We start from the raw sequence: 24996 nt of genomic DNA on the forward strand, positions 1-24996 counted from the left end.
CCCCGGGGCCCCCCCCCCCCCGGGCCGCGCCCCGGGCCCGGCGCCCCCCTCCCCCCCCCCCCCCCGGCCGCGGGGGGCGCCCCCCCCGGCTCGCGTGCGGGCCACCCGTGGCGCCGGCCGGCTCCCCCCGGCCGCGCCGGGTCGGCTGCCTCAGCCGCCGAGCCGGATCACGCCGTAGTCGAAACCCTTCCGCCGGTACACGACGCTCGGCCGCCCGGACTCGGAGTCGTTGAACAGGTAGAAGTCGTGACCGACCAGCTCCATCTCGTAGAGAGCCTGGTCCACCGACATGGGGTCCGCGTTGTGCTTCTTCTCGCGGACGACGCGGCCGGGCTGGTAGCCCAGATCGTCGTCTTCCCAGCGTTTCTGCTGGGGCAGGGTGATCTCACCGGAGCTGACGGCCGCGAACCCATCGGTGATCGGTTCGGCCGTGTCCGCGGCGGGTGCCTCCAGCACCGCCGTGCTCGCGGTGGGACGGGCGACGGCGTCCGGCGATCCGCCGGCCATCGCCATCGAGGTCGCCTCGGCGACCGATTCCGGGCGGCTGCGCCCGTAGTGCACGCGCCTCCGGTCGTGTGTCCGCCTCAGCCGGTTCTCCAGCTTCGTGACGGCGGAGTCGAGCGCTGCGTAGAAGTCCGCGGCGCACGCTTCGGCGCGCACGGCCGGACCGCGGCCCTTCCCGGTGATCTCGACGCGCTGGCAGCTCTTCGCCTGCCGGCGGTTCGGCTCGTGGAACAACTCCACGTCGTACCGGATGACCTTCTTGTCGTAGCGCTCAAGACGGGCCAGCTTTTCGCTGACGAGTGCCCGGTAGTGGTCGGGCACCTCCACGTTGCGGCCCTTTACGACGATGTCCATACACGACCTCCCTCGCTGAGATGACTGCGAGCTGTTGTGTGTTCACACGGCGCCGGTAATGCGGGGACGGAGCCCGGATCTGGCGGGCTGAGAAGAACTCGATGGCCGGCCACGACGTCTCGTGGCGGATGCTCGAGCGCGGACTCAGCGCGCCTCCGGCGCCAGGGACATGGGCTGCACACCTCCCTGCCTGCGGGGATTGCTGATAGCGGAGCACGTTAGCTTCATCACGCCGCTCGCAACAGCCCCCGGGCCGGGGGATGTCACGATTCGGGAACCCATTACGGCGCGCAGCGAAACCCCCGTGCGCAGCCCGAAATCCCGCGTCTGAGGGCCGAACGCGAGCGATGCATTTTCACGCGTACGGCGCAACGGTGCGGGAGCCCGGAAGCCGAGAGTCACGGCCCGCCGCGCCACAGCCGCCACCCCGGTGGAGTGTTCGGCCGCCCGCGTGATTCCGAGCCTGACCCTCATGTCCCGACAACGGGCGGTCGTCGCGCCGCGTTCCCTGTTGACATCACTCGTGTAGGTGACGTCTGCTCACCCTGCGGCGAGCAACGCGACCACAGCCGACACGGAGACCCCGGCGTCGGCGAGTGCCCGCACGCACGCGGCCGCCGTGGCACCCGTGGTGACCACGTCGTCGAGCACCACGACCCGGCTGCCCGGCGGTGGGCGGCCCGCGGGCACGAACCGCAACCGCCCGGCCAGGTTGGCAACGCGCTCCGCCCGGCTGAGTCCCACGGCGTCACGAGCGCCCTTCAGCGCGAGAGCGGGCGCGACGAAGGCCTCGGCGCCCGTCTGGGCGAGAGAGCGCGCAGCGGCCTCGGCGAGGCGCTGCACGTGCGGGCCACCACGGAGGCGTGAAGCCGAGCGCCGGCTCGGCGCCGGGACGAGGCACCAGGATCCGGCGCGCGCGGAATCCCCGTCGGCGGGGGAATCCCTGGCGACCACGGGCTTCTCGAGGCGCGGACCGGTGCGCGAAGACCCGGCGAAGGCCAGGTCGTCGAACGAAGATCCACCGAGTGAGTGTCCCCCGCGGCGCGGGCCGGCGCGGGGACAACCGGCGCGGGGCAAACCGGCCAGCGCGGACGCGAGCACCCGGCCGAGTGCCGGCGCGACATCGCGGCGGCCACGCTCCTTGTAGGCGATCAGGACGCGCTTGGCGACGCCCTGGTAGCGAGCGAGCGCGTACGCGGGTGCAAGACCGGACAGCGGCGCGCGGACCACCTCCGTGAGTGACCCCCACACCCGCGAACACTCCGCGCAGCATGGGACACCCCGGGCACCACAGCCGGCACAACGGGCGGGGACGAGCAGATCGAGAACCATGACTCGCAGTGTGCACCCGGGCACCGACAGTTTCGGCCCCTCGAGCCCCACCCGACGAAAACGAGCGGGAAACCTCGTCAGCCGGGGTAGAACGGCGTCGCGTTCAGCATCGTGTGGGCCTGGGGCCGCCAGACCTCGCCGAGTTCGGTGGCGTTCCACAGCCCGCCCGGGTCGGCCACCACGATGGGCCGGCTGGGCGCCGCCGTGACCGCCGTGACCGGCGCCGTGAGGTTGGAGCTGTTGAACGCGTCCATCCGGCGCCCGTCCACCGAAACCCGCTGCACCGGCTGGGAAGTGGACGACGTCGCGACCACCAGCGTGTCCGCGGTCGAACCCCAGTCGACGTCCACGACGTCCGACAGTTCACCCGGCTGGAGCACGCGCGGCTCCCGCAGCGTCACCGTGTCGCCGTTGCGCACGACCGCCGCGACCACGAGCTGGCCGTTGACAATCGCCGCCACGCGGGCACCGTCGCGCGACAGGCGCAGGGCGTCGATGTCGGTGCCGAGCGCGAGCAGGTCGTTGGCGTTCACGCTCTGGCGCAGCCAGTGGCCGTTCGGGTCGAGGACCATGCGGGCGACGATCGAGTGGTCCACCACCGTCCACACCTCCCCCGACGGACCGGCCCCGCTCGGCGCGGGCCGCCACGTCGGACGGCTCAGCGAGCCACCGGAGAGGTCCACCAGCGGCAGGTCGCGGCCCAGGTCGCCCACACGCAGCTGCACGCGGTCGCCGTTGCGCTCCACCACCGCGAGCCGCTTGCCGTCGATCGACTGCGCGGCGCTGACCACGGCGTACCCGCCGTTGCCGGCCGGCCCCGCCACCGGCGCGCCGTCGCCGAGCGAGCGGATGCGCCCGTCGACCGTCATCAGGCCCAGCAGGTCGGCGCTCGGCGACGAGGCCGCGCTGTAGGAGGGCACGTCGCTGCTGCGCCAGTACTCGTGGCCGCGCACGAGCGGCTGGCCGTCGGCGAGCAGCCGGACGCGCGTGGACGTGACGGCCTGCATCGACAGCATGATCTGCGCCGCGATCAGCGTTCTCGTCTCCGGACTCGCCCCCGTGAGCCCCGAGAGCTGCACGAGCAGCGAGCCGTCGTCGATGTTCTTCACGTTCGTGTCGAGCGTGACCTGGTCGCCCAGCAGGTTCTTGACGGCACCGGCCAGCCCGGCCGACGGCCCCTGCAGGATCAGGTCCATCACCCGCCCGGGCAGGCCCGACTGCGGTTTCGCGGGCACGTAGCGCAGGTCGGGCACGAAGGCGCCGGAGTCGGGCGAATAGAAGCTCACGGCGACGCGGATGTAGTTCGCCTCGAAGTCGTCGTCGGTCACCAGCAGCGTGCCGGGGGCGCTGGAGATCCGCCATTGCCCGTTGGGCTGCTTGCGCACCTGGATCGTCAGCTCGGCCGGGCCCGAGCCGGGGATGAACGCGCTGTCGGCGCTCAGCGTGCCGAGGGTGAACCCGCGCACCCCCACGTTGCGCACGTTCGGGTCCGGCGGCGTCGACGTGGACGGTGCCGGGGGCGGCGTGTCGTAGACGGTGCTGAACGTGTTGTCGATGATCGTGATCGCGCGGCTGGGTTTCCACGCGCTGCGCTGCTGGTCGTCGAGATACGCGCGCGCGGCCGCGTTGTTGGAACGCGGGTCGCCGTTGTTCCTGATGAACTCCCGCACCAGCGACAGCGGATCGAGGTCGGCCTTCGGTTCCGGCGCGTCGTTCGCGAGCGGCGGCGTCGAGTCCACGGACACGACCAGCGGCTGCGACTCCAGCGGCACGTTGGCGCAGCCGGCGAGAAGCAGCACACACGCCAGCGCGAGCAGCACTCGCTTCACCGGCCGACCTCCTCGCGGTCGGCGAGGATCGCGTCGGGCGCCGGCTGCACCTCGAGCACCGACGACGGCGACAGCGTGATCTCCGGTGTGGCGTCGGGCGGCGGCAGGCGCAGCGGGTTCTCCTCGATCGGCACGTTCTGGTGGCGGGGCAGCACGAGCCGGAAGCAGGCGCCCTGGCCGAGCTCGCCCCACGCGTCGAGGACGCCGCCGTGCAGCCGCGCGTCCTCCTGGCTGATCGCCAGGCCGAGGCCGGTGCCGCCGGTGCGGCGGTTGCGCGACGGGTCGGCGCGCCAGAACCGGTTGAACACCAGGTCGGCCTCGCCCGCGCGCAGGCCCACCCCGTGGTCGCGCACGGTGATGGCCACCGCCGTCTCGTTCACGGCAACCGTGAGCTGCACCGGTTTGCCCTCGCTGTGGTCGACGGCGTTGCCCAGCAGGTTGCGCAGGATCCGCTCCACGCGCCGGGCGTCGACCTCTGCGGAGGTGTCCTCCTCGGGCAGGATCAGCTCGACGGAGCTGCCCGCGGTCCCGGCGATCACGCGCACCTGCTCGACCGCGCGCGTGGCGATGGGCCGCACGTCGATGTACTCGGCCGACAGTTCCTCGACGCCGGCGTCGAGCCGGCTGATCTCCAGCAGGTCGCCGAGCAGCGCCTCGAAGCGGTCGAGCTCGTCGACCAGCAGCTCCGTGGACCGCGCGAGGCCGGCGGGGAACTGCTCGCGCGAGGCGTGCAGCACGTCGGCGGCCATGCGGACCGTGGTGAGCGGGGTGCGCAGCTCGTGGGAGACGTCGGAGGTGAACCGGCGCTGCAGCCCGCCGAACTCCTCGAGCTGGCGGATCTGGCGCTGGATGCTCGCGGCCATGCCGTTGTACGACACCGCGAGCTTCGCCAGGTCGTCTTCCCCGACCACGGCGAGGCGTTGCTCGAGATCCCCGCCCGCGAACTGCTCGGCCGCCGCGGCGGCCTGCCGGACGGGCCGCACCACCTGCCGGACCACCAGGTTCGTGATGCCGGCCAGCAACAGCAGCAGCACGAGCCCGCCCACGAGCAGCGTGTTCTGCACGGTCGACACCGTGTTCTGCTCACTGGTCAGCGGGAACAGCAAGTACAGCTGCAGCGGGCTCGCCACCGAGCTCAGCGGCGTGCCCACGATGAGGTACGTGGTGTTCGCGTTGTTCTCGGAGACGGTGTGCTCGACGCGCGCGAGGTTGCCGCCCTCCACGAACTGGCGCAGCCGCACCGGCACGGACGTGAACGGCCCCACGAACACCGGGTCGGCGTCGGACTGGTCGCGCCCGACGCTCGCCAGCACCGGCTCGAACGTGCCCGCCGTGGACCCCGTGGGCGACGCCGAAGTCGTGGAGATCTTTTTCAACGCGTTCTCGAGCCGGGTGTGCAGCGCGTCGGGCGACTCGCCGCCGACGCCCACCAGCTCACGCGCCGCGGTGTCGGCCAGCGCCTGCGTCTGCTCCACGGCGGCCTTGCGTTTCGTGTCGAGCAGGCGCTCGGTGATCTGGTTCTGCAGCACCATGCCCAGCACGAAAACCACGGCGGCCGACAGCGCGAGCGTCGAGATCGTCACGCGGAACTGCAGCGAGTGCCGCCACAGATCGTTGAACGCCACCACGCGGCGGCGCGCCAAGACCACGAGGCGCCGAACGAGGCGCACCGTGGCTCGGGCGAAAGCGGTCGGCCGTCCCACCTTCGGGTGACTCTTCGTCCCGGCGGGTGGGCCGGCTGCCGCGGAAGCCGTCATCGGGTCATCACGGCGGGCCGGCCTTGTACCCGACGCCGCGCACCGTCAACACCACCTCGGGGTGCTCCGGGTCCTTCTCGACCTTCGACCGCAGACGCTGGACATGCACGTTGACCAGCCGCGTGTCCGCCGCGTGGCGGTAGCCCCACACCTGCTCCAGCAGCACTTCGCGGGTGAAGACCTGGCGCGGCTTGCGGGCCAGCGCCACCAGCAGGTCGAACTCCAGCGGCGTGAGCGGGATGGCCTTGCCCTCACGGGTGACCTCGTGGCCCGGCACGTCGATCGCCAGGTCGCCGATGGTCAGGGACTCGGCGGGCTCGGCCTCGGTGCGGCGCAGGCGGGCGCGCACGCGGGCGACGAGCTCCTTCGGCTTGAACGGCTTGACCACGTAGTCGTCGGCACCGGACTCCAGGCCCAGCACTATGTCGACGGTGTCGCTCTTGGCGGTCAGCATCACGATCGGCACGCCGGACTCGGCGCGGATCGCCTTGCAGACGTCGATGCCGTTCATGCCGGGCAGCATCAGGTCCAGCAGAACCAGGTCCGGTTTGAGCTCGCGCAGCGCCGGCAGCGCGCGCGAACCGTCCGCGACCACCGCGGTGTCGAACCCTTCACCGCGGAGCACGATGGTGAGCATCTCCGCCAGCGCAGGGTCGTCGTCGACCACCAAGACACGTGCCTTCATGAGCACATGTTCGCACTACTTGCGCCGAGGTCGAGCACGACCCGCGCGTTTGACCACCAGAAAGATCAAGATCGTGAGCCCGGGTTGCTCCATCCGGGCGCGCCCGAGCAGGTGTTGGACGGCCCGTGAAGGCTCCCGGGCACGCGCTCGGGAACCCCCACGGGCCTCGGGTGGGAAGAGCTACGCGGTGAGCTGGGCGCCGCCCTCGCCGACGACGACCGGCACCGGCGCGTCGACGAACACCACACCGTCGGTGACCACCACGGCGTAGGTGCGGACGGGGCTCTTCGCGGGCAGGCACGTCGGCGCGCCGGTGCGCAGGTCGAACTGGGCCGCGTGCAGCGGGCACTCCACGAAGCAGCCTTCGAGCCAGCCGTCGGCGAGCGAGGCGTCCTGGTGGGTGCAGGTGTCGTCGATGGCGTAGAAGCCGGTGGCGGTGTGGAAGACGGCGATCGGGGTCGGGCCGTCGATGCGGAGGGACTCGCCCTCGGGCAGGTCGGCGACGGCGCAGGCACGGATCATCGGGAAGCCTCCGGGGAACGGGTCACGGGAACCGAGCGCGGTTCGTGAATGTTGCGCATGACGCGTTGATGTGCACTGTGCGCAACAGTGCGGCTCGCTCGCCCCCGTCGTCAAGGGATTCGCCCGCTCAGCCGAACAGATCGCCACCCAGCCGTTAGTGTTGCGCTATGCGGAACCAGGACTCGGGCAACGCAACGGGAAGTCAAGTTCAGTCCGTCGACCGCGCGATTCACGTGCTGGAACTGCTCGCGCGCAACGGGGAGTCGGGGATCACGGAGATCGCCGGTGAGCTCGGGGTGCACAAGTCGACGGCGTCCCGGCTGCTGAGTGTCCTGGAACAGCACGGGCTTGTCGAGCAGCTGGGCGAGCGCGGCAAGTACGCGATCGGCTTCGGCATCGTCCGCCTCGCCGGCGCGGCCACCGGCCGCATGGACCTCGCGAAGCTCGGCCGCCAGACCTGCCAGGCCCTGGCCGAGGAGCTGGGCGAGACCGTGAACATCGCGATCGCCGACGACGGCGTGGCCATCAACATCAGCCAGGCCCGCGGAGCGGCCGCCATCACCACGCAGAACTGGACCGGGCAGCGCACGCCGCTGCACGCGACCTCCAGCGGCAAGGTGCTGCTGGCCGCGATGACCGAGGCCGACCGCAAACGCGTGCTCGGCCACGGTCTCGAGCAGTACACGCCGCGCACCACCGTGGACCCCGACGAGCTCGAGTCGGAGGTCGAGCGCGTGGCCGAGGACGGCTACGCGGCCTGCTTCGAGGAGCTGGAGCTCGGCATGCACGCGGTCGCGGTGCCGATCCACGGCCCGGGCGGCGAGGTCGTGGCGGCGATGAGCGCCTCGGGGCCGTCCTACCGGCTGTCGAAGCAGCGGATCAAGCAGATCGTGCGGCCGATGACCGAAGCGGCGAAAGAACTTTCGGCACAGCTGGGCTACTACGCCGGCTGATACTCCCCCGGCGTCGGATCGCCTCTGCCGGCATCCGCGTTACGGGCTTCACCTGCCCGGGCGCAAGCGAAAAACCCCTTCCGTGCGCGGTCTTGACACGTACCCCCACGATCCCGCACTTTGTTGCAGAAGACGGAACACACACCCCCATCCGCAACCTGGCCCGTGCCCGGCGGGTCGTTCGGCGCGCCCGGTGAACCCCGGCCAGGAGGTACGCGATGGCAGCCCGACCGCGAGTGGTCGTCATCGGCGCCGGGCTCGTCGGCTGCGCGCTGGCCGACGAGCTGACCGACCGCGGCTGGACCGACGTCACGGTGCTGGAGCAGGGGCCACTCTTCACCGGTGACGGACCGGGCCTCGTGCGCCAGACCGACGCGGACCGCACCATGACGGAGTTCGCGAAGTACACCGTGGCCAAGTACGGCTCGCTGACGCTGGAGGGCCGGTGGTGCTTCCAGCCCGTCGGCGGCCTGGAGCTCGCGACCACGCCGCGCCGGCTGGCGGAACTCCAGCGGCGCCACGGCTGGGCGACGTCGTGGGGCGTGCGCGCATACCTGCGCTCGCCGCGGGAATGCGCCGAACTGCACCCGCTGCTGGACCCGGCGCAGGTCCTGGGCGGCCTCCACACCCCGGGTGACGGCGTGGCGAAACCGCTGCGCGCCGCCGAGGCCCAGGCCCGGCGCGCGATCGACCGCGGGGCGCGGTTCCTGGCGGGACAACGCGTCGTGGCCATCGGACGCAGCGGCGGGCGGGTGACGGACGTGCGCACCGAGATCGACCGGTTCCGCGCCGATGTCGTGGTCTCCTGTGCGGGGGTGGACGCGCCGGCGATCGGGCGGCTCGTGGACCTGGCCGTGCCGCTGGTGCCCTTGGCGCAGCACTACGCGCGCACCATTCCGCTGCCCTCGCTCGCCGGTGACAACGATGACTTCACCGAGGCGGGCAAGCCGGTCCTGCGCCACGGCGGGCTGTCCGTGCGCGAGCACGTCGACCGGCTCGGCCTCGGCAGCGCCGCGCTCGGCACGGCCGAGCCGTTCGCCCCGGCGGACTTCGAGCAGCTCTGGGCCGAGGCCGTGCGGCTGCTGCCCGCGCTGGCCGACGCGAAAGTCGAGGAGGGCGTGACCAGCCTGGTCGCGGCCACCCCGGACGGCAAGCCGCTGCTCGGCGAACACCCCGACCTCGACGGGTTCTGGGTTGCGGAGGCCGTGGCCTTCCCGCACGCCGCCGGAGTCGCGCGGGAGGTGGCGCGGTGGCTCGTCGACGGGCAGCCGCGCCTCGACCTGCACGCGAGCGACCTCGCCCGGTTCGAGCGGGTGCAGCTCGCACCGGAGAACGTGCGGGAACGCGCGGTCCGGACGTTCGCGGGCACCCGGCACGACGAGCCACGGCCGCCGTTGCGCACGTCGCCGTTCTACGAGCGGCAGGTCGCCTTGGGTGCGCGCTTCGCGGAAACCGGCGGCTGGGAGCGACCGGTTTGGTTCTCCGCCAACGAAACCCTGCCCGAGACATCGCGTGTGCCGGCGGCGTCCGAAGCTCGGACGGCGGGCGCCGAGGCGATCGTCGCGCGCGAGCGGGTGGCGGTGTTCGACCTGACCTCGGCGGCCCGGCTGGAGGTCACCGGGCCGGGCGCGCTGCCGTTCCTGCGGACGATGACCACCAACGAGCTCGGCCACGCGCCGGGTGCGGTCACCTACACGCTGCTGCTCGGCGAAGACGGCGGTGTCCGCAGCGATCTCACGGTGGCGCGCCTGGCCGCCGACCGGTTCCAGGTCGGCGCGAACGGACCGCTCGACGTCGACTGGCTGCGCCGCCACCTGCCCGGCGACGGCACGGTGCAGATCCACGAAACCACCGCGGGCACGTGCTGTCTCGGCGTGTGGGGGCCCCTCGCCGAGCGGGTTCTGGCCCCACTGTCCACAACGGACCTCCCGGCGGACGGCGCCGTCACCGCGTTCATCGGCACCGTGCCGGTGCTCGTGCTGCGCCGGTCCGGCGACCCCGGCTGGGCGCTGCACGCCGGCGCGGACCTCGGCCGGCTGCTGTGGGACACGCTGTGGGAAGCCGGGCAGCCGCACGGGATCGTCGCCGCCGGGCACGAAGCGTTTTCGAGCCTGCGGCGGGAGAACGGCGGCCGCACGTGGGGCACCGACTTCACCGCCGAGCACGATCCGTACGAGGCCGGCCTCGGATTCGCCGTGCGGATGGACAAGGGCTACTTCCTCGGCCGCGACGCGTTGCTCGGCCGATCGGCCGCCACCGTCGGTCGCGCCCTGACGTCCCTGGTCACCGACGAGCTGGTGCTGGGCAAGGAACCCGTGTTCTTCGAGGGTCACCCGGCGGGCTACGTCACGAGCGCGGGGCGCGGCCACACCGTCGGCAAGAACCTCGCGTACGCGTGGCTTCCCGTCGAATGCGCGAAACCTGGTACACCGGTGGAGATCGAGTACTTCGGCCGGCGGGTACCGGCGGTCGTGGAACCCCGGGGGCCGCGCAACACGAGGAGAACCGCTTGACGCACTACGACGCGATCGTGATCGGCCTCGGCGGCATGGGCAGCGCCGCGGCGTACCGGCTCGCGCAGCGCGGACAGCGAGTGCTCGGCATCGACCAGTACGCGCCCGTGCACAACCTCGGCTCGAGCCACGGCGGATCGCGCATCACGCGCCAGGCCTACCTCGAAGGCCCCGACTACGTGCCGTTGCTCCTGCGCGCGCACGAGCTGTGGGACGAGGTCGAACGCGACACCGGCCGGCACCTGTTCACGCGCTGCGGCGGGCTGATGGCCGGGCCGCCGGACTCGCGCACGATCACCGGCAGCGTGCTCTCGGCCGAGAAGTTCGACATCCCGCACGAGCTGCTCGACGCGGCGGAGATCCGCCGCCGCTTCCCCACGATGGCCCCGCGCGACGACGAGGTGGCGCTGTACGAACCGGGCGCCGGGTTCGTGTCGCCGGAGGGCAGCGTCGCCGCGCACCTGCAGCTCGCCGCGCGCCACGGTGCCGAGCTGCACCACGAGGAGCAGGTGTTCACGTGGAGCACCTCGGCCTCGGGTGTCCGCGTGGGAACGGCGTCGAGCTACTACACGGCTTCGCGGCTGGTGCTGTGCCCGGGCGCGTGGGCGCCGTCGCTGCTGGCCGGCCTCGGCGTGGACTTCGAGGTGCAGCGGCAGGTGCAGTACTGGTTCGAACCAGCGGACGCGGCGCCGTTCGCGGCCGACCGGCACCCGGTCTACCTGTGGGAAACCGAGCAGGGCGAACAGTTCTACGGGTTCCCCGCGCACTCACCGCAGGGCGTGAAGGTGGCTTCGCACCTCGCCGGCACGCCGTGCACCGCCGACACGATCGACCGCCGTGTGCACGAGGACGAGGTGCGCGCCGTCACCGACCTCGTCGGCTCGCGGCTGCCGGCGCTGGGCAGGTTCCGCCGCGCCGCGACCTGCCTGTACACGAACACGCCCGACGAGGACTTCGTGATCGCGCGGCATCCCGACCATCCACGCGTGGTCGTGGCGTGCGGGTTTTCGGGGCACGGCTTCAAGTTCGTGCCCGTGGTCGGGGAGATCGTGGCCGATCTGGTCGTCGACGGGACCACGACGCACCCCATCGCCCTCTTCGATCCGGCACGCTTCGACGAACGCTGAGGGCTCAGGACAGCAGCGACTTGGCCAGCGTCGGCAAGTCGACACCGGCCACGCCGTCGAGCACGTGCCACGGCGCGAGCCAGCCGGCCGCGGCCAGCTCGTCGTACACGGCGGCGCAGCGCTGCTGCAGGGCGTCGTCGGATTCGAACGCGTCCCGCGCGCGATCGCGGTCCGCGGCCGCGCGGCGGACAGCGCGTTCGGCGGCGACCTCCGGCGACACCCGCAGCAGCAGGTGCGCGTCGGGCCGCGGGAGCGCGAAACGGTCGACCTCGAGGCCCCACACCCAGCGCACGACGTCGCCGTCGGCGTTCTCCCGCAGACGCGCGGCGGCGTACGCGGCGTTGGAGGCGACGTAGCGGTCGAGCAGCACCACGTCGTTGTCCGCCAGCAGCGCGCGGATCTCGTCGGCCGCGCCGCTGCGGTCGAGGGCGTAGAGCAAGGCCATGCCGTAGACGGAGTCGGCGAGGTCGCCGTGGCCGCGGTGCAGGGCCTCGCGCACGAGGTCCGCGTGGATGCTGCGGCCGTACCGCGGGAACGCCAGGCTGCCGACCCGCGCGCCCCCGCGGTGCAGCTCAGCGGTGAGCCCGTCCGCGAGGGTGCGCTTGCCGGCACCGTCCAGACCTTCGATCACGACCAGTCGCCCCACGGGGCTCACCCTAGGACAGGCGCCACCGGCCCGGGACAGCGCTACCGGGCCAGTGGCGGGGTGACGCCGTAGGACCAGTTGTGGTCCAGCGAGACCTCGCGCTCGCCGGCGACCGTGAGCGCGTCGAGCCGCTTCAGCTCGTCGCCGGTGAGCTCCAGCCAAGCGCCGCCGGCGTTCTCCGCCAGCCGCCCGACGTGCAGCGTGCCCGGGATCGGGACCACGTCCGGCGCCTGCGCGAGCAGCCACGCGAGCGCCACCTGGCCGGGCGCGGCGTCGTGGGCCGTCGCGATGTCGCGCACGATCTCCACGGCAGCGAGGTTCGCCTCGAACACCTCCCGCGCGAACCGCGGCATCTTGCGGCGGTAGTCGTTCTCCGGCAGGTCGTCGAACGAGGTGAGCTTGCCCGTGAGCATCCCGCGGCCCAGCGGGCTGTACGGGACGACGCTGATGCCGAGCTCGCGGCACAACGGGAACACCTCGTCCTCGATGTCGCGCGACCACAGCGACCACTCGGTCTGCACGGCGGCGATCGGGTGCACGGCGTGCGCGCGCCGGATCGTGTCGGGCGCGGCCTCGCTCAGCCCGAGGAACCGGACCTTGCCCTCCGTCACGAGCTCGGCCATCGCGCCGACGGTCTCCTCGATGGGCGTGTCCGGGTCCACGCGGTGCTGGTAGTACAGGTCGACGTGGTCGGTGCCGAGCCGGGTCAGCGAGCGCTCGATGCGTTCGCGCACGTACTCCGGGCGGCCGTTGATGATCGCCGGTGCGCCGTCGAACGGACCCTGGACGATGCCGAACTTGGTGGCCAGCACGACCTGGTCGCGGCGGCGCGCGATCGCCTTGCCGATGGCCTCCTCGCTACCGCCGTAGATGTCGGAGCTGTCGACGAGGGTGACGCCGAGATCCAGCGCCCGGCCGATCAGGGCGTCGGCCGTGTCGTCGGTGGCGTGGTCCTCGGCCTGCCCGTAGGGACGGGCGAAGCCCATCGCGCCGTAGCCGATGGCGCCGACGACCGGACCGGCCGAGCCGAGCCGGCGCTGGGGAATGGGGCCCTGGGATGCAGGCATGGAAGGAATCCTTAGTCGCGGTGGTTGATCTCGTCGGTGCGGCTAAGTCCGCACCTGTGGACCACCATAAGTCCACAAGTGAGGACTTAGCAACTCGCTCGTGCCCCTGAACCGGGGACCAGGCTCGTACGCTGGCGACCATGAGTCCTGATTCGACGCCGAAGCGCCGGGACCCCGTGGCCACCCGCGCGGCGATCCTGAGCGCCGCCCGAAAGGCGTTCACCGAGCACGGCTACGACGGCGCCGGCGTCCGCGAGATCGCCCGCGCCGCCGACGTGGACGCGCGGCTGATCGGCAAGTACTTCGGCTCGAAGGAAGGGCTCTTCGCCGAGGTCGTGGAGGTCGCGTTCGAGAAGTCGATGATGATGACGCCCGAGCTCAACGCCGAGGCGGCGCGGGCGCTGCTGACCGGCGACGACCCGCACGCGTCCGACGGGATGCTGCTCACCCTGCGCTCGATCGCCAACCCACGCGCCGCGGCGATCATGCGCGCGAGCATCGAGCGCAACTACCAGGCCCGGCTCGCCGACGCGCTGCCCGGCACCGACGCCACCGGCCGCTCGGCGCTGCTGATCGCCATCTGCGCCGGGACGCTGCTCAACCGCCTGCTGCTGGGCTCGACCGTGCTCACCGGCCCGGACGCCGAAGACCTCATCCCGTACCTGCACGCGGCGCTCGACGCCGTGGCCGTCGCGCCGGACGAGCAAGTGGTCGACCGGCGGCCCGGCGGGAGGGACGGCACCGCCGGGCCGGCCGGTACGCCTCAGGCGGCCGCGCGCCGAGAGTGAAGCAGGTAGCCTCCGCCGCCGGTCAGCAGCAGGCCCACAAGGATGAGCAGCGGCAGCCAGCCCGAGTCGTGGTCCTCGGGCGGCGGCGTGTCGCCGCGCGGCAGGACGTCGGCGACGAGCCGGACGGCGTGCGCCTCACCGGTGGCCGACTGCGGGACGAGGTGGGCGTTGCCGACGCCGGAGGGCTGCGCCGCGCTCGCGCCCGGTGCCGACGTCAGCAACGCCATGCCGACGAGCACCACGAGCGCCAGGACCCGGCCTGTGGTGCGAACTCTCTCGATCCGGACCCGGCCACGGTGGACGGCGGCCCGGGTAGTGACCAGTAGCTGCTCGGCGAACACCGGCACGGACCTCCCCACCCCCACGACGTGACCCTCGGTCGTCACAACGGTGAACAGTGCGGTCACGCGGAGCAAGATGCTCTTCCGGTGATCAATGCGTTCCGGGTCAGTTCTGGAACACGGAATGGGCACCCTTGCGTGGCCAACCACCCCGAACGGGGGTCGGAGCGGCTACCGTGCGCTGCTAACGTGAACGTTCCGCGGTGTTCACGGCCGGCGCACCCAGTGATCTCCACACTGGTCTGGTGAAGGGACAAGCGGTGTCTCGAGACGGGGAAGGCGCACTGATCATCGAACCTGTTCGCCGTGGCTCGGGCGATCTGCCCGCGGAGCTGGCCGACGCGTTGCGCACCGGCGAGTTCCACCACGCCCTGCGCACGGCCATCTCGCACCGGGGACTGTCGCTGGCCCGCCTGCGCGCCCACCTGGCGCTCCGCGGCGTCCAGATCGGACAGTCGACGCTCAGCTACTGGCAGCGGGGGCTGCGCCAGCCCGAGGTGCCCAAAGCGTTGCCGGCCGTGCGCGCTCTGGAGTCGGTGCTGCAGCTGCCGGCGGACTCGCTGGTGGTGCTGATCGGCCCGCGCACCGCCCGCCCGCGCGGGCACCAGGCCGCGGTGTCGTTCCACGACCTGCGCTCGGGCGACATGGGCTCGATCGTCGACCAGCTGCTCACCGACCTGGGTGTGCTGCCCTCGTCCAACCACTCCAACGCCGACCTGGAGCTGCTCTCGGTCCACGACCGCATCACGGTCGACGAGCGCCGCCGCCAGGTCAGCATCCGCACGCGCTTGGTCACGCGCGCGCGGCGGCACGGCCCCGACCGCTACGTGACCGTGTACAACGGCGACCCCGGCTGCAAGATCGACGACGTCGAGCTGATCACCGCCGAGGGCTGCCGCGTCGGGCGAATCCGCCGCCACCCCGGCGGCGAGACGATGGCGACCGAGCTGCTCTTCGACCGCAAACTCGGCGAAGGCGACATCCACGTCTTCTGCTTCGAGGTGCGCGACGACTCCAGCGCGCTGTTCCCCGGTTACTACCGCATGCTGCGCGACCAGGCCGCCAGCTACCTGCTGCAGCTGCAGTTCGCGCCCACCGCGATGCCCGCGCGCTGCACCCGCCAGGTCCGCGCGCGCGACGACGCCCTGCCGGTCGAAGCCGAAGAGCTCCCGCTCGACACGGGCGGCGTGACGAGCGGCTACTTCCGCGACGCGGGACCGGGGCTGGCCGGCATCGCCGTCGAGTGGAACTGAGCCGGCCGGTGAACAACGGGGCCCCCGACCTGCGTTGACGGGCCCCGGTGCCGCGCGCACGATGAGTTTTCGGGGCAGCCTCACCAGGAGCCGAAAATGAGTTTCGTGCAAGTCATCGAGTTCAAGACCTCACACCCGGACGAGCTGAACGAGCTCATGGACGAGTGGAAAACCGCGACGCAGGGCAGTCGCACGGCCACCCACGCGGTGGTGATGAGCGACCGCGACAACCCCGGGACGTACATGGAGTTCGTCGAGTTCCCGTCGTACGAAGAGGCGATGCGGAACTCGGAGCTGCCGGAGACCGCGAAGTTCGCCGAGCGGATCGGCAAGCTGTGCGACGGACCGCCGGTGTTCCACAACCTCGAGGTGGTGCGGGACGAGCGACTCTGAGCGGCCGGGCACCGCGCGGGCGACCCGGCCGCGACCGCGTCAGAGGATGATCAGATCCGTGACGCTGTAGGACAACGAGCCACGGAAGCCCGCACCGGTGCGCTGCGGCGCCAGGTCGGCCAGTTCCTCGGCCTGCGCCGGGAAGAACGACAGCTCGCCGGTGCCGGTCCACGTGCCGGCCACCTGTGGAGTGTCCAAAAAGGACTGCGTCAGCTCGTGCACGGCCGGGTTCTGCTGCTGCCCGGCCGTGAGCCGCGGGAAGTGGCGCAGGTTCACGATCGGCCGGCCCAGCGCCGGGATGGTCGGCGCGGTCTTCTCGAGCGTCACGCGCGCTTCGGCCAGCTGCCGGCCGTTCGACGACAACGTGGCACCGAACCGGCCGCCGGGGCCGACCACCGGGCCGGCCTGGCTCGGCACGCCGAACGCGCGGGTCTGGTGCACGGCCCGGATCTTCTTCGGGAAGCCCTGGATCCAGCCGCGGGCCAGCGCCTCGTCGTTGTCCACGTAGATGAACGGGCACCACGCCACCGGTGAACCCTGGTGCACGGCGTCGAGCAGCACGAGGAACTCGCTGTACTGGCTGCGCACCGGGTCGAGGTACTCGTTGTCACTGGCCGAAAACTGCCAGTCGATGAACAGCGCGTAGCCGTGCCCCGCACTCACCGGGTCGGGGTCCAGACCGGTCGGCAGTGACGCGGCGGCCGCGGCCGCGTGGTCCAGAACTCGACGCCGACCACGTCACCCACGTAGTGCCACGGCGGCGTCGGCGCGAGGTTGGCCACCCCGCGGGGGCTGAGCGGGTAGCTGTAGCCCTTGAGCCGTTCGTTCACCGGCGTGGTCGTGGCGCTCTCGGCGGACGCGGGAGTGCTCATCGCCCCCGCCGCCACCGCGGCCAGTCCTCCGGCGAGTACCCCTCTTCGACCCACTTCTCCTGCGGACAAGGCAGATCCCCTTCACTTCGGCAATCCCCGGGCCGCCGTGCGCGGCCGCTCCTCTTCGAAGGAACCACGGGGTCGCGCTGAACGGGTCCGGACGCGGAGAGGCCGGAGCCCAGGAGGCAGACCCGGAGCGGATCTTCGGGCAGATCGGACGTCGGGGACTTGTCATCGGCTGGGGAACCGGCGTGCACTGCGGGGTGGTCCGAGCCACCTGGGCGTCCACTGTGGAGTGCACACACTTCCGGAACGCCGAAGCGGCGCCCGGAAACCCCGGGCGCCGCTTCGGCTGTGCGAGAACCTCAGTAGCGGTAGTGGTCCGACTTGAACGGGCCTTCCACGTCCACGTCGATGTACTCCGCCTGCTCCTTGGTGAGCTTGGTCAGCTCGCCGCCCAGCGCTTCGAGGTGGATGCGCGCCACCTTCTCGTCGAGCTTCTTGGGCAGGCGGAACACCTCCTTGTCGTACTCCTCGTGCTTGGTGAACAGCTCGATCTGCGCGATGACCTGGTTCGAGAAGCTGTTGGACATCACGAACGACGGGTGCCCGGTCGCGTTGCCGAGGTTGAGCAGGCGGCCCTCGGACAGCACGATGATCGTGTTGCCGTTGGGGAACACCCACTCGTCGACCTGCGGCTTGATGTTGACGCGGTGGATCCCCGGGTAGCGCGCGAGGCCGGCCATGTCGAGCTCGTTGTCGAAGTGGCCGATGTTGCCGACGATCGCCTGGTGCTTCATCTTCGCCATGTGCTCGACCATCACCACGTTCTTGTTGCCGGTGGTGGTGATCACGATGTCGGCCTCGGCGAGCACGTTCTCGAGCTTCTTGACCTGGAACCCGTCCATCGCCGCCTGCAGCGCGCAGATCGGGTCGATCTCGGTCACGATCACCCGCGCGCCCTGGCCGCGCAGCGACTCCGCCGCGCCCTTGCCGACGTCGCCGTAACCGCAGACGACGGCGACCTTGCCACCGATCAGCACGTCGGTGCCGCGGTTGATGCCGTCGATCAGCGAGTGGCGGATGCCGTAGCGGTTGTCGAACTTCGACTTGGTCACCGCGTCGTTCACGTTGATCGCCGGGAACAGCAGCTCACCCGCGGCGGCCAGCTGGTAGAGCCGCAGCACGCCGGTGGTGGTCTCCTCGGTGACGCCGCGGACGCCCTCGCCGATGGTGGTCCACTTCGAAGAGTCGGCCGCGACGGACGCGCGCAGCAGCTCCAGGAAGACCTTCCACTCCTCGGGGTCCTCGTCGTCGGCGGGCGGCACGACGCCGGCCTTCTCGTACTCGGTGCCCTTGTGCACGAGCATGGTGGCGTCACCGCCGTCGTCGAGGATCATGTTCGGGCCCTCGCCGTCCCAGGTGAGCATCTTCTCGGTGCACCACCAGTACTCCTCCAGTGACTCGCCCTTCCAGGCGAACACCGGCACACCCTTCGGCTCCTCGGTGGTGCCGTGCGGGCCGACGACCACGGCCGCGGCCGCGTGGTCCTGCGTGGAGAAGATGTTGCAGGAGGCCCAGCGGACCTCCGCACCCAGCGCCACCAGCGTCTCGATGAGCACAGCGGTCTGCACGGTCATGTGCAGCGACCCGGAGATCCGCGCGCCCCGCAGGGGGTAGACCTCGGCGTACTCACGGCGCAGCGACATCAGGCCCGGCATTTCGTGCTCGGCGAGGCGGATCTCCTTGCGGCCGAACTCGGCGGCCTCGAGGTCGGCGACGGCGAACTCGATGCCGCCCCGGGTGTCGTGCCGCTTGGCAACGCTTTCGGGGGTCATAGTGCGGTTCCTCCAAGGATTGATGGCATCTGAACAGTACCGTTGTCGGCTTGACGTCCCCCCGACCGGCTTAGGAGACCCTTACCGTGCCCGCCCCGCTGCCCGGCCCCGACACCCGTATCGTCGAGCTCAGGGTGGCCGGACTCGCGGGCACGAGCGGTGAGACGCTGCTCGACGCGGTGTCCACCGTCGACGTCGCCGGCGACGGGATCGGCAGAGTCGTGCGCCCGGCGGACCGGCTGCGGCGCCCGGCCCCCGGTCCGATGGTGCCCGCGCTGGGCCGGTCCATCCCACGCACGCTCGAAGGATACCTGTGGAGCCGCATGACCTCGGGCGGCGCCGCCAAGGCCACGTGGGCGCTACTGTTCCCGTTCTCACTGGCCAACGTCGCGTTCTGGATGCTGCCGCCGGTGCACCGCGCCCGGTGGCTCGGCGGGCTGTGCCGCGGGCTGCTGCGCGTGGTCGCCGTGCTGCTCACGATGCTGCTGATCGGGCAGGTCGCCGTGACCGTGCTCGACCTGTTCGCCACGCAGTGCCTCGCGCCGGGCAGCGGCTGCCTGCCGTGGGCGCCCTCGTGGCTGCGCTCGGACGCGGCGCGGCTGACGATCGGGGTCGCCGTGCTGTTCGCGGTGATCCTCGTGCTGCACCGGATCTCGTCGTCGAACTGGCAGGTCAAGGCCCCTGAACCTCGCGCCCGGCGCGGCTCGCCGCTGCAGCTGCTCGCCGATCCCGAGGCACCCGGGATGTCCGCGACGCACACGGTCGCGGCCCTGGCCTGCGTCGCGTTGCTGCTGCTCGGCGGACCGCTGCACGTGCCCGGCGACGTGCCCCGGCTGATCGGCTGGATCTGTGTGCTGGGGCTGGTGGTCGCGGTGATCGTCGGCGCGGCGATCGGGAGCGACCCCGGACGAGTCGCCCGGCGCACGCTGATGACCTTCGCGGCGGCGCTCGTGATTTTCGCGGCCGTGCTCGCCGCGCCGCTGCCGGCGAGCGGCGGCTTGCGCGGCACCGACGGCACGGTCGAAGGGCTCGGCGCGGCACTGCTCGCGATCACCATCCTGTTCGCGCTGGCCCTCGTGCCGATGGCGCTGCTCGCGCGGCCGACCTGGAAAACGCGGCCGAAGCGGCTGCGCCCGTGGCTCGGCGGCTGGGCGGCGGCGCCGGTGGTCGTGCTCGCCGGCCTGCTCGGCGGCGGCTTCGGCGCCGGGCTCGGGATCGCCGTCCGCCGGCTGCTGGGCACGGGCGGGCTACGGCTGCCCGACACCTACGAGCTGATCACCGTCCTGTGGGGCGCCGGGCTCGCGTTGATCGCGGTGCTCGCCGTGGCCGGCTACGCGATCGCGGTGCCGCTGCGCCGGCGGCGCCGCGGGATCCCGGCGCTGGTCGAGCTGGTGCAGCTCGACGCGAAGCAGGAGAAGGCCGCGGCCCACGCGTGGGCGCGCTCGGCGTGGGAACGCCGGCACCTGCACCAGCTGGCGATGATCGTGGCCATCGGGCTCGGCGTCGCCGGGCTCGCGTTGCTGGTCGTGCGCTTTGGCTTCGGCCTGCGGCCCATGTGGTTCACGCCGGTGTCGGCAGTCGGCGTGTTCGCGCTCGGTGGCTTCGCGCTCGGCCTGTTGCGGGTGGTCTACTCCGCCGCGCGCACACCGGAACGCAACCGCCACCTCGGCGCGCTGTCGGACCTCGTGTCGTTCTGGCCGCGCGCGGCGCACCCGACCGTGCCGCCGTGTTACGCGCTGAAGGTCGTGCCCGAGCTGGCCGAACGCGTCAAGGAGCACCTCGCCGAACCGGGCACTCGCGTGGTCCTGTCCGGGCAGAACCTCGGGAGCCTGCTCACCGTGCTCACGGCCGCGCGGCTGTTCACGGAGCTGACGCCCGACGAACGCGACCGCGTCGGCCTGCTCACCGCGGGCTCGCCCCTGCAGTGGGGTTACCAGCGCGCGTTCCCCGCGGTACTGCCGCAGGATGCGCTCGCGACGCTGTTCGGCGATCTCGACGGCCGCTGGCGCGCGCTGTGCCGCGGCACGGACATCTTCGGGGGCGGCGTCACGACCTGGCGACACAACGTCTCCGGCCGCCACCTGATCGGCGACGGGTACCTGCCCGAAGGCGGCTCGGGCCCGCTCGAAGCCACGCCCGAGGAGTCGGGCGTGCTCGTGCTCGGCGGCGACCACTGGCTGCCCGACCCGCTGCGTGCCCCGGACGGCCGCCACCGCTGGGCCGCGGGGGTGCTCAAGCACACCGACTACCTGGCCGACGCCGAATGGGACCAGGCGGTGGCGATGGCCGCGGGGCTCGGCCGCCCGAGCGGGCGCGCGCGTCTGCTGGGCGAACAAGGTTCACTGTTCGGTGATCTGCCTCGCCCGCGGTGAAAATCCTTGTGCGGTAACAAAAAGACCGGAGGGGAGCCACACCCGTGGGCAAACGGGTGCGGCTCCCCTCCGGTTTCAGGAACCCGAAAAGCAGGTCAGTTGGCGCTGCGACGACGGAACTTCAGCAGCGCGAGCAGGCCACCACCGACGACGAGCAGCGCCGCGGCGATGTAGATCAGCCACGCGTTGTCGAAGCCCGTGTTGGCGAGCTGGCCGCCGGTGCCACCGGTCTCGTTGCCGGCCGGGGCGGCGGCGACAGCGGTGGTGCTGGCCGGCGCCTCGGTCGCGACGGGCGACGTGGTCGGGACCGCGGGGGCCGCGGTCTCGGTCGGCTGCGCGGTCGGGGTCTGCGAGGCCGGCTGCGACGGCGTGGTTTCCGTCGGCTGTGTGGACTTGTCGACGCAGGCGAACCAGTGGCTGATCGTCGCCTGCTGACCTCCGCCGTTCAGGGGCGAACGGAGCTTCTCCCACGGCGGGGTGGGCGACAGCTTCCGCTTGCCGGGCTCGTAGACGTTGTACCCGTCGCCACCCTTCACCACGATGGCCTCGACCGTCACACCCTCGGCGACCTTCGTGATGTTGAGGTACTTGTCCTTGCTCGTGCCACCGGTGAAGGTGAACACCTCGGCGGCGTCCTCCTGCTTCACGGTGGTGCCGGGAAGGTGCGCTTGGGCACAAGTGGTGACGTTGTCACCGACCGGGTTCGCGCGGGTGTCGTCGGAGTAGCACGCCAGCGCCGCGGTGGCGGTGCCCAGCAGCGCCAAGCCGGTGACGGCCGCGATCGTCAGGCCTGCGCGAAGGGGTCGTCTGGTAATGGTGGGCATCGAAAAAACTCCTGTACCGAACGGGGGTATACAGCGAAGATCAGTGCACTCCCAGTGAGGATCGAAACCACTTACCGTATGAATCACACACGAGTGATTAACCCGTCAGAGGGAAGCCGAGGCGGACGGTATCGCAAACGGCTCACTCGCTCACCCTGCGTTCGAGACGCGATCCAAACCGAGACGCGGAGGTGACCTCCCCGTGATCATTCTGACTTAGGTGACAACTCGGCCACATCACGCAACCTTCACGCGCCCCGGTGAATACCCAGGTCAGGGACGTAAAACGGCCCGCCGTCCCAAGGGGGACGACGGGCCGTCGCGAGCAGTGGTTCAGTCCTCTGAAGGCGGAGAAGACTCCGGCGAAGCGGACTTCGCGGCCGGTTCCTCACCCGAGGCGATCCGCTTGCCGAGCAGGGAGTGGCGCCGGCTGTAGACGAAGTAGAGGACGACCCCGACGATCATCCAGACCACGAACCGCAGCCAGGTCAGCACCGTCAGGTTCAGCATCAGCCACAGGCACGCGAGGATCGCCAGGATCGGGATCAGCGGCACCGCCGGCACGCGGAACGCGCGGGGCAGGTCCGGTCGCGTCCGGCGCAGCACCAGCACACCCGCCGAAACGAGGATGAACGCGAACAGCGTGCCGACGTTCACCATCTCCTCGAGCTTGTCGGCCGGGAAGAACGTGGCCGCCACGGCCACCAAGGCGCCGACGAGCAGCGTCGCGCGCTTCGGGGTCCCGTGGCTGCCGGTCCTGGCCAGCCCGCGCGGCATGAGGCCGTCGCGCGACATCGCGAAGATGATCCGCACCTGGCCGAGCATCAGCACCATCACCACGGTCGTGAGGCCTGCCAGCGCGCCGACGGAGATGACGTTCGCGGCCCAGTCCACACCGTTGGCGGAGAACGCCGTGGCGAGTGTCTTGTGGCTGCCGTCGCCGGCCGAGGTGGCCAGCTCCGTGTAGGGCACCATGCCCACGACCACGAGCGACACCGCCACGTACAGCACCGTGACGATGGCCAGCGAGCCGAAGATGCCGCGCGGCACGGACTTCTGCGGGTTGCGCGTCTCCTCGGCCGTGGTCGCGACGATGTCGAACCCGATGAACGCGAAGAACACCAGTGAGGCACCGGCCAGCAGGCCGAAGACGCCGAACGAGCTGCTGCCGCCACCCGCGATGACCGAGAACAGCGACTGGTCCACACCACTGTCACCGGGGCTGCCGGGCTTGCCCTCCGGGATGAACGGCGTGTAGTTCGCGCCCTTGATGTAGAAGATGCCGAGGATGATCACGAACAGCACCACGGCGACCTTGATGCCCGTGATCACCATGGAGAACCGCGAAGACAGCTTCGTGCCGACGGCCAGCAGGGTCGACAGCACGACCACGACCGCGAGCGCGCCCCAGTCGATGGTGACCCAGCCGAGGTCGATCGTGGTCTTGGTGCCCTTGCCGAAGAGGTAGCCGAGCACGGTCTCGAGGTAGACCGACCAGCCCTTCGACACGGCGGCGGCGCCGACGGCAAGCTCCAGGATCAGGTCCCAGCCGATGATCCACGCCATGAACTCACCGAACGTGGCGTAGGAGAACGTGTACGCGCTGCCCGCGACCGGCACGGTCGAGGCGAACTCGGCGTAACACAGCGCCGCCAGCGCGCACGCGATCGCGGCGCACACGAACGCGACCGACACCGACGGGCCGGAGAAGTCACCCGCCGTGCGCGCGGTGAGCGTGAAGATGCCCGCGCCGATGACGACCGCGACACCGAACACGGTCAGATCCCAAGCACCCAGGTTTCTTCGGAGCTTGGTCTCGGGCTCGTCGGTGTCCGCGATGGACTGCTCGATCGACTTCGTGCGCCACAAACCCTGCCCGGGCACGGTGACCTCCAGATGACCTGCGTGGAAACGGGAGAATCACCCTAACGCGGCAAACCAGAGGTGGCGCGGCGAGAGTTGATCACCGCGCGTCGCGGTCGAGGTCCGGTTCGAGGTAGATGAGCGACGCCACCGGGACCTTCGCGCGCACGCGCGCCTCCGCGTCGTCGATGGCCAGGGCGACCTCGGACGTGTCCAGGCCGGGCACCAGCGCGAGCTTGGCGGCCACGAGCAGCTCGTCGGGGCCGAGGTACTGCGTGCGGATGTGGATCACGCGCTCGACCTTGCCCGCGGCCAACTCGTCGACGATCGTCTCGAGGTCGGTGTCCGTCGCGCCCTCGCCGATGAGCAGGCTTTTCATCTCGACGATGAGGATCACCGCGATCACGCCCAGCAGCAGGCCGATCATCACGGTACCGATGCCGTCCCACACCGGGTCGCCGGTGAGCGTGGACAGGCCGACGCCGAGCAGCGCGAACACGAGACCGATGAGCGCGCCGGTGTCCTCCAGCAGCACGACGGGCAGCTCGGGTTCCTTGGCCTGGCGGATGAACCGCCACCAGCCGGCGTTGCCCTTGATCTTCCGCGACTCGCCGATGGCCGTGTAGAAGCTGTAGCCCTCCAGGCAGATCGCCACCAGCAGGATGATCACGGCGACGATCGGCGATTCGAGCGGCTCGGGCTCGATGATCTTGTGGATGCCCTCGTACAGCGCGAACGCCGAGCCGAGCGTGAACAGCATCAGCGCGACGATGAACGAGTAGAAGTACCGCTCCCGGCCGAAACCGAAGGGGTGTTCCTTCGTGGCCCGCCGGCGCGACGTCTTCTGCCCGAGCAGCAGCAGGCCCTGGTTGGACGTGTCGGCCAGGGAGTGCACCGACTCCGCCAGCATCGACGACGAGCCCGTCACCAGGAACCCGACGAACTTCGCCACCGCGATCCCGGCGTTGGCGGCGAGCGCCGCGATGATCGCCTTGGTACCGCCACCTGCTGACACGGCGTGCTCCCCTGCCTGTTGCGCAATGGATTCCCGAAATGCCCGATCGGGAGCCTAGAGGACCGATCACCACACCGTTGCTTCGGCCACGTGAACGTTCTGTGCTCGAACCCGCAGACGGTGAAGGGCGCCTCGCGGGACCTGAAGT

At 71.1% G+C, this 24996-nt stretch carries 22 protein-coding genes; 7 read left to right on the forward strand and 15 right to left on the reverse strand.

Going from position 1 to position 24996, the window contains the following annotated elements; translation table 11 throughout:
- Positions 1-150 precede the first annotated feature (150 nt).
- The 6 genes from raiA to AB0K15_RS16595 form a co-directional block, all read right to left on the reverse strand.
- Entirely contained in the window at positions 151-858 is a 708-nt protein-coding gene (gene raiA / locus AB0K15_RS16570; protein ID WP_364050270.1) for a ribosome-associated translation inhibitor RaiA, read from the reverse strand.
- A 540-nt stretch (positions 859-1398) separates the two neighbouring features.
- Entirely contained in the window at positions 1399-2109 is a 711-nt protein-coding gene (locus AB0K15_RS16575) for a ComF family protein (protein ID WP_364050273.1), read from the reverse strand.
- A 158-nt stretch (positions 2110-2267) separates the two neighbouring features.
- The gene (locus tag AB0K15_RS16580) at positions 2268-4019 is read right to left on the reverse strand and encodes an LpqB family beta-propeller domain-containing protein (protein WP_364050276.1); all 1752 of its coding nucleotides are present in this window, start codon (positions 4017-4019) and stop codon (positions 2268-2270) included.
- Entirely contained in the window at positions 4016-5689 is a 1674-nt protein-coding gene (gene mtrB, locus AB0K15_RS16585) for an MtrAB system histidine kinase MtrB (protein ID WP_364050279.1), read from the reverse strand. Before mtrB ends, AB0K15_RS16580 begins: the two co-directional genes overlap by 4 nt.
- 94 nt (positions 5690-5783) lie before the next feature.
- Positions 5784-6461 (reverse strand): MtrAB system response regulator MtrA, encoded by a 678-nt coding sequence (gene mtrA, locus AB0K15_RS16590; protein ID WP_139099890.1) that lies wholly within the window; start codon positions 6459-6461, stop codon positions 5784-5786.
- A gap of 180 nt (positions 6462-6641) precedes the next feature.
- Positions 6642-6983, reverse strand: coding sequence for a bifunctional 3-phenylpropionate/cinnamic acid dioxygenase ferredoxin subunit (locus tag AB0K15_RS16595; protein WP_364050283.1), 342 nt, complete (start codon positions 6981-6983; stop codon positions 6642-6644).
- A gap of 167 nt (positions 6984-7150) precedes the next feature.
- Here AB0K15_RS16595 and AB0K15_RS16600 point away from each other — a divergent pair, with 167 nt between their 5' ends.
- From AB0K15_RS16600 to solA, 3 genes are all read left to right on the forward strand, one after another.
- A complete protein-coding gene (locus AB0K15_RS16600) occupies positions 7151-7936 on the forward strand; it encodes an IclR family transcriptional regulator (protein ID WP_364050286.1) in 786 nt (261 codons plus the stop codon).
- Positions 7937-8154: 218 nt separating this feature from the next.
- On the forward strand, positions 8155-10449 hold the full coding sequence (locus AB0K15_RS16605) for an FAD-dependent oxidoreductase (RefSeq protein ID WP_364050289.1): 2295 nt from the start codon (positions 8155-8157) through the stop codon (positions 10447-10449).
- On the forward strand, positions 10446-11576 hold the full coding sequence (solA, locus tag AB0K15_RS16610) for an N-methyl-L-tryptophan oxidase (protein ID WP_364050292.1): 1131 nt from the start codon (positions 10446-10448) through the stop codon (positions 11574-11576). Before AB0K15_RS16605 ends, solA begins: the two co-directional genes overlap by 4 nt.
- 4 nt (positions 11577-11580) lie before the next feature.
- On the opposite strand, the gene AB0K15_RS16615 is transcribed toward solA, so the two are convergent.
- Together AB0K15_RS16615 and AB0K15_RS16620 are read right to left on the reverse strand one after the other, a co-directional pair.
- A complete protein-coding gene (locus AB0K15_RS16615; protein ID WP_364050295.1) occupies positions 11581-12231 on the reverse strand; it encodes a dTMP kinase in 651 nt (216 codons plus the stop codon).
- A gap of 32 nt (positions 12232-12263) precedes the next feature.
- Positions 12264-13289: an aldo/keto reductase gene (locus tag AB0K15_RS16620; RefSeq protein ID WP_364050298.1), complete on the reverse strand. Its 1026-nt coding sequence runs from the start codon at positions 13287-13289 to the stop codon at positions 12264-12266.
- 140 nt (positions 13290-13429) lie between these two features.
- Here AB0K15_RS16620 and AB0K15_RS16625 point away from each other — a divergent pair, with 140 nt between their 5' ends.
- Positions 13430-14077 carry a TetR family transcriptional regulator gene (locus tag AB0K15_RS16625; RefSeq protein WP_364050301.1) on the forward strand — a complete coding sequence of 216 codons (648 nt, stop codon included), beginning with the start codon at positions 13430-13432 and terminating at the stop codon, positions 14075-14077.
- On the opposite strand, the gene AB0K15_RS16630 is transcribed toward AB0K15_RS16625, so the two are convergent.
- Positions 14053-14484 carry a hypothetical protein gene (locus AB0K15_RS16630; RefSeq protein ID WP_364050304.1) on the reverse strand — a complete coding sequence of 144 codons (432 nt, stop codon included), beginning with the start codon at positions 14482-14484 and terminating at the stop codon, positions 14053-14055. The two genes, AB0K15_RS16625 and AB0K15_RS16630, sit on opposite strands and share 25 nt — an antisense overlap.
- A 194-nt stretch (positions 14485-14678) precedes the next feature.
- Here AB0K15_RS16630 and AB0K15_RS16635 point away from each other — a divergent pair, with 194 nt between their 5' ends.
- Together AB0K15_RS16635 and AB0K15_RS16640 are read left to right on the forward strand one after the other, a co-directional pair.
- Positions 14679-15671 carry a hypothetical protein gene (locus AB0K15_RS16635; RefSeq protein WP_285972627.1) on the forward strand — a complete coding sequence of 331 codons (993 nt, stop codon included), beginning with the start codon at positions 14679-14681 and terminating at the stop codon, positions 15669-15671.
- 96 nt (positions 15672-15767) lie between these two features.
- Positions 15768-16064 (forward strand): hypothetical protein, encoded by a 297-nt coding sequence (locus AB0K15_RS16640; RefSeq protein WP_364050307.1) that lies wholly within the window; start codon positions 15768-15770, stop codon positions 16062-16064.
- Positions 16065-16103: 39 nt separating this feature from the next.
- Here AB0K15_RS16640 and AB0K15_RS16645 read toward each other — a convergent pair whose 3' ends face one another.
- The 3 genes from AB0K15_RS16645 to ahcY all read right to left on the reverse strand — a co-directional run bounded on the left by AB0K15_RS16645 (position 16104) and on the right by ahcY (position 18774).
- Positions 16104-16727, reverse strand: a complete 624-nt coding sequence (locus AB0K15_RS16645; RefSeq protein WP_364050310.1) for an acetoacetate decarboxylase family protein — start codon at positions 16725-16727, stop codon at positions 16104-16106.
- On the reverse strand, positions 16724-16936 hold the full coding sequence (locus tag AB0K15_RS16650) for a hypothetical protein (protein ID WP_364050313.1): 213 nt from the start codon (positions 16934-16936) through the stop codon (positions 16724-16726). The genes AB0K15_RS16645 and AB0K15_RS16650 overlap by 4 nt, the downstream gene beginning before the upstream one ends.
- A gap of 365 nt (positions 16937-17301) precedes the next feature.
- Positions 17302-18774 (reverse strand): adenosylhomocysteinase, encoded by a 1473-nt coding sequence (gene ahcY / locus AB0K15_RS16655; RefSeq protein WP_364050316.1) that lies wholly within the window; start codon positions 18772-18774, stop codon positions 17302-17304.
- 98 nt (positions 18775-18872) lie between these two features.
- Between ahcY and AB0K15_RS16660 the strand changes: the two genes are divergently transcribed.
- Complete coding sequence (locus AB0K15_RS16660; RefSeq protein WP_364050909.1) at positions 18873-21146, forward strand: hypothetical protein; 2274 nt, start codon at positions 18873-18875, stop codon at positions 21144-21146.
- Positions 21147-21241: 95 nt separating this feature from the next.
- Here AB0K15_RS16660 and AB0K15_RS16665 read toward each other — a convergent pair whose 3' ends face one another.
- The 3 genes from AB0K15_RS16665 to AB0K15_RS16675 all read right to left on the reverse strand — a co-directional run bounded on the left by AB0K15_RS16665 (position 21242) and on the right by AB0K15_RS16675 (position 24848).
- Complete coding sequence (locus AB0K15_RS16665; protein ID WP_364050319.1) at positions 21242-21970, reverse strand: LPXTG cell wall anchor domain-containing protein; 729 nt, start codon at positions 21968-21970, stop codon at positions 21242-21244.
- 333 nt (positions 21971-22303) lie between these two features.
- The gene (locus AB0K15_RS16670; RefSeq protein WP_364050322.1) at positions 22304-23854 is read right to left on the reverse strand and encodes an amino acid permease; all 1551 of its coding nucleotides are present in this window, start codon (positions 23852-23854) and stop codon (positions 22304-22306) included.
- A gap of 79 nt (positions 23855-23933) precedes the next feature.
- On the reverse strand, positions 23934-24848 hold the full coding sequence (locus AB0K15_RS16675; RefSeq protein WP_364050325.1) for a cation diffusion facilitator family transporter: 915 nt from the start codon (positions 24846-24848) through the stop codon (positions 23934-23936).
- Between the last annotated feature and the right edge of the window lie 148 nt (positions 24849-24996).

The organism is Amycolatopsis sp. NPDC049253 (assembly GCF_040678995.1).
In the GTDB taxonomy this organism is placed as follows: domain Bacteria; phylum Actinomycetota; class Actinomycetes; order Mycobacteriales; family Pseudonocardiaceae; genus Amycolatopsis.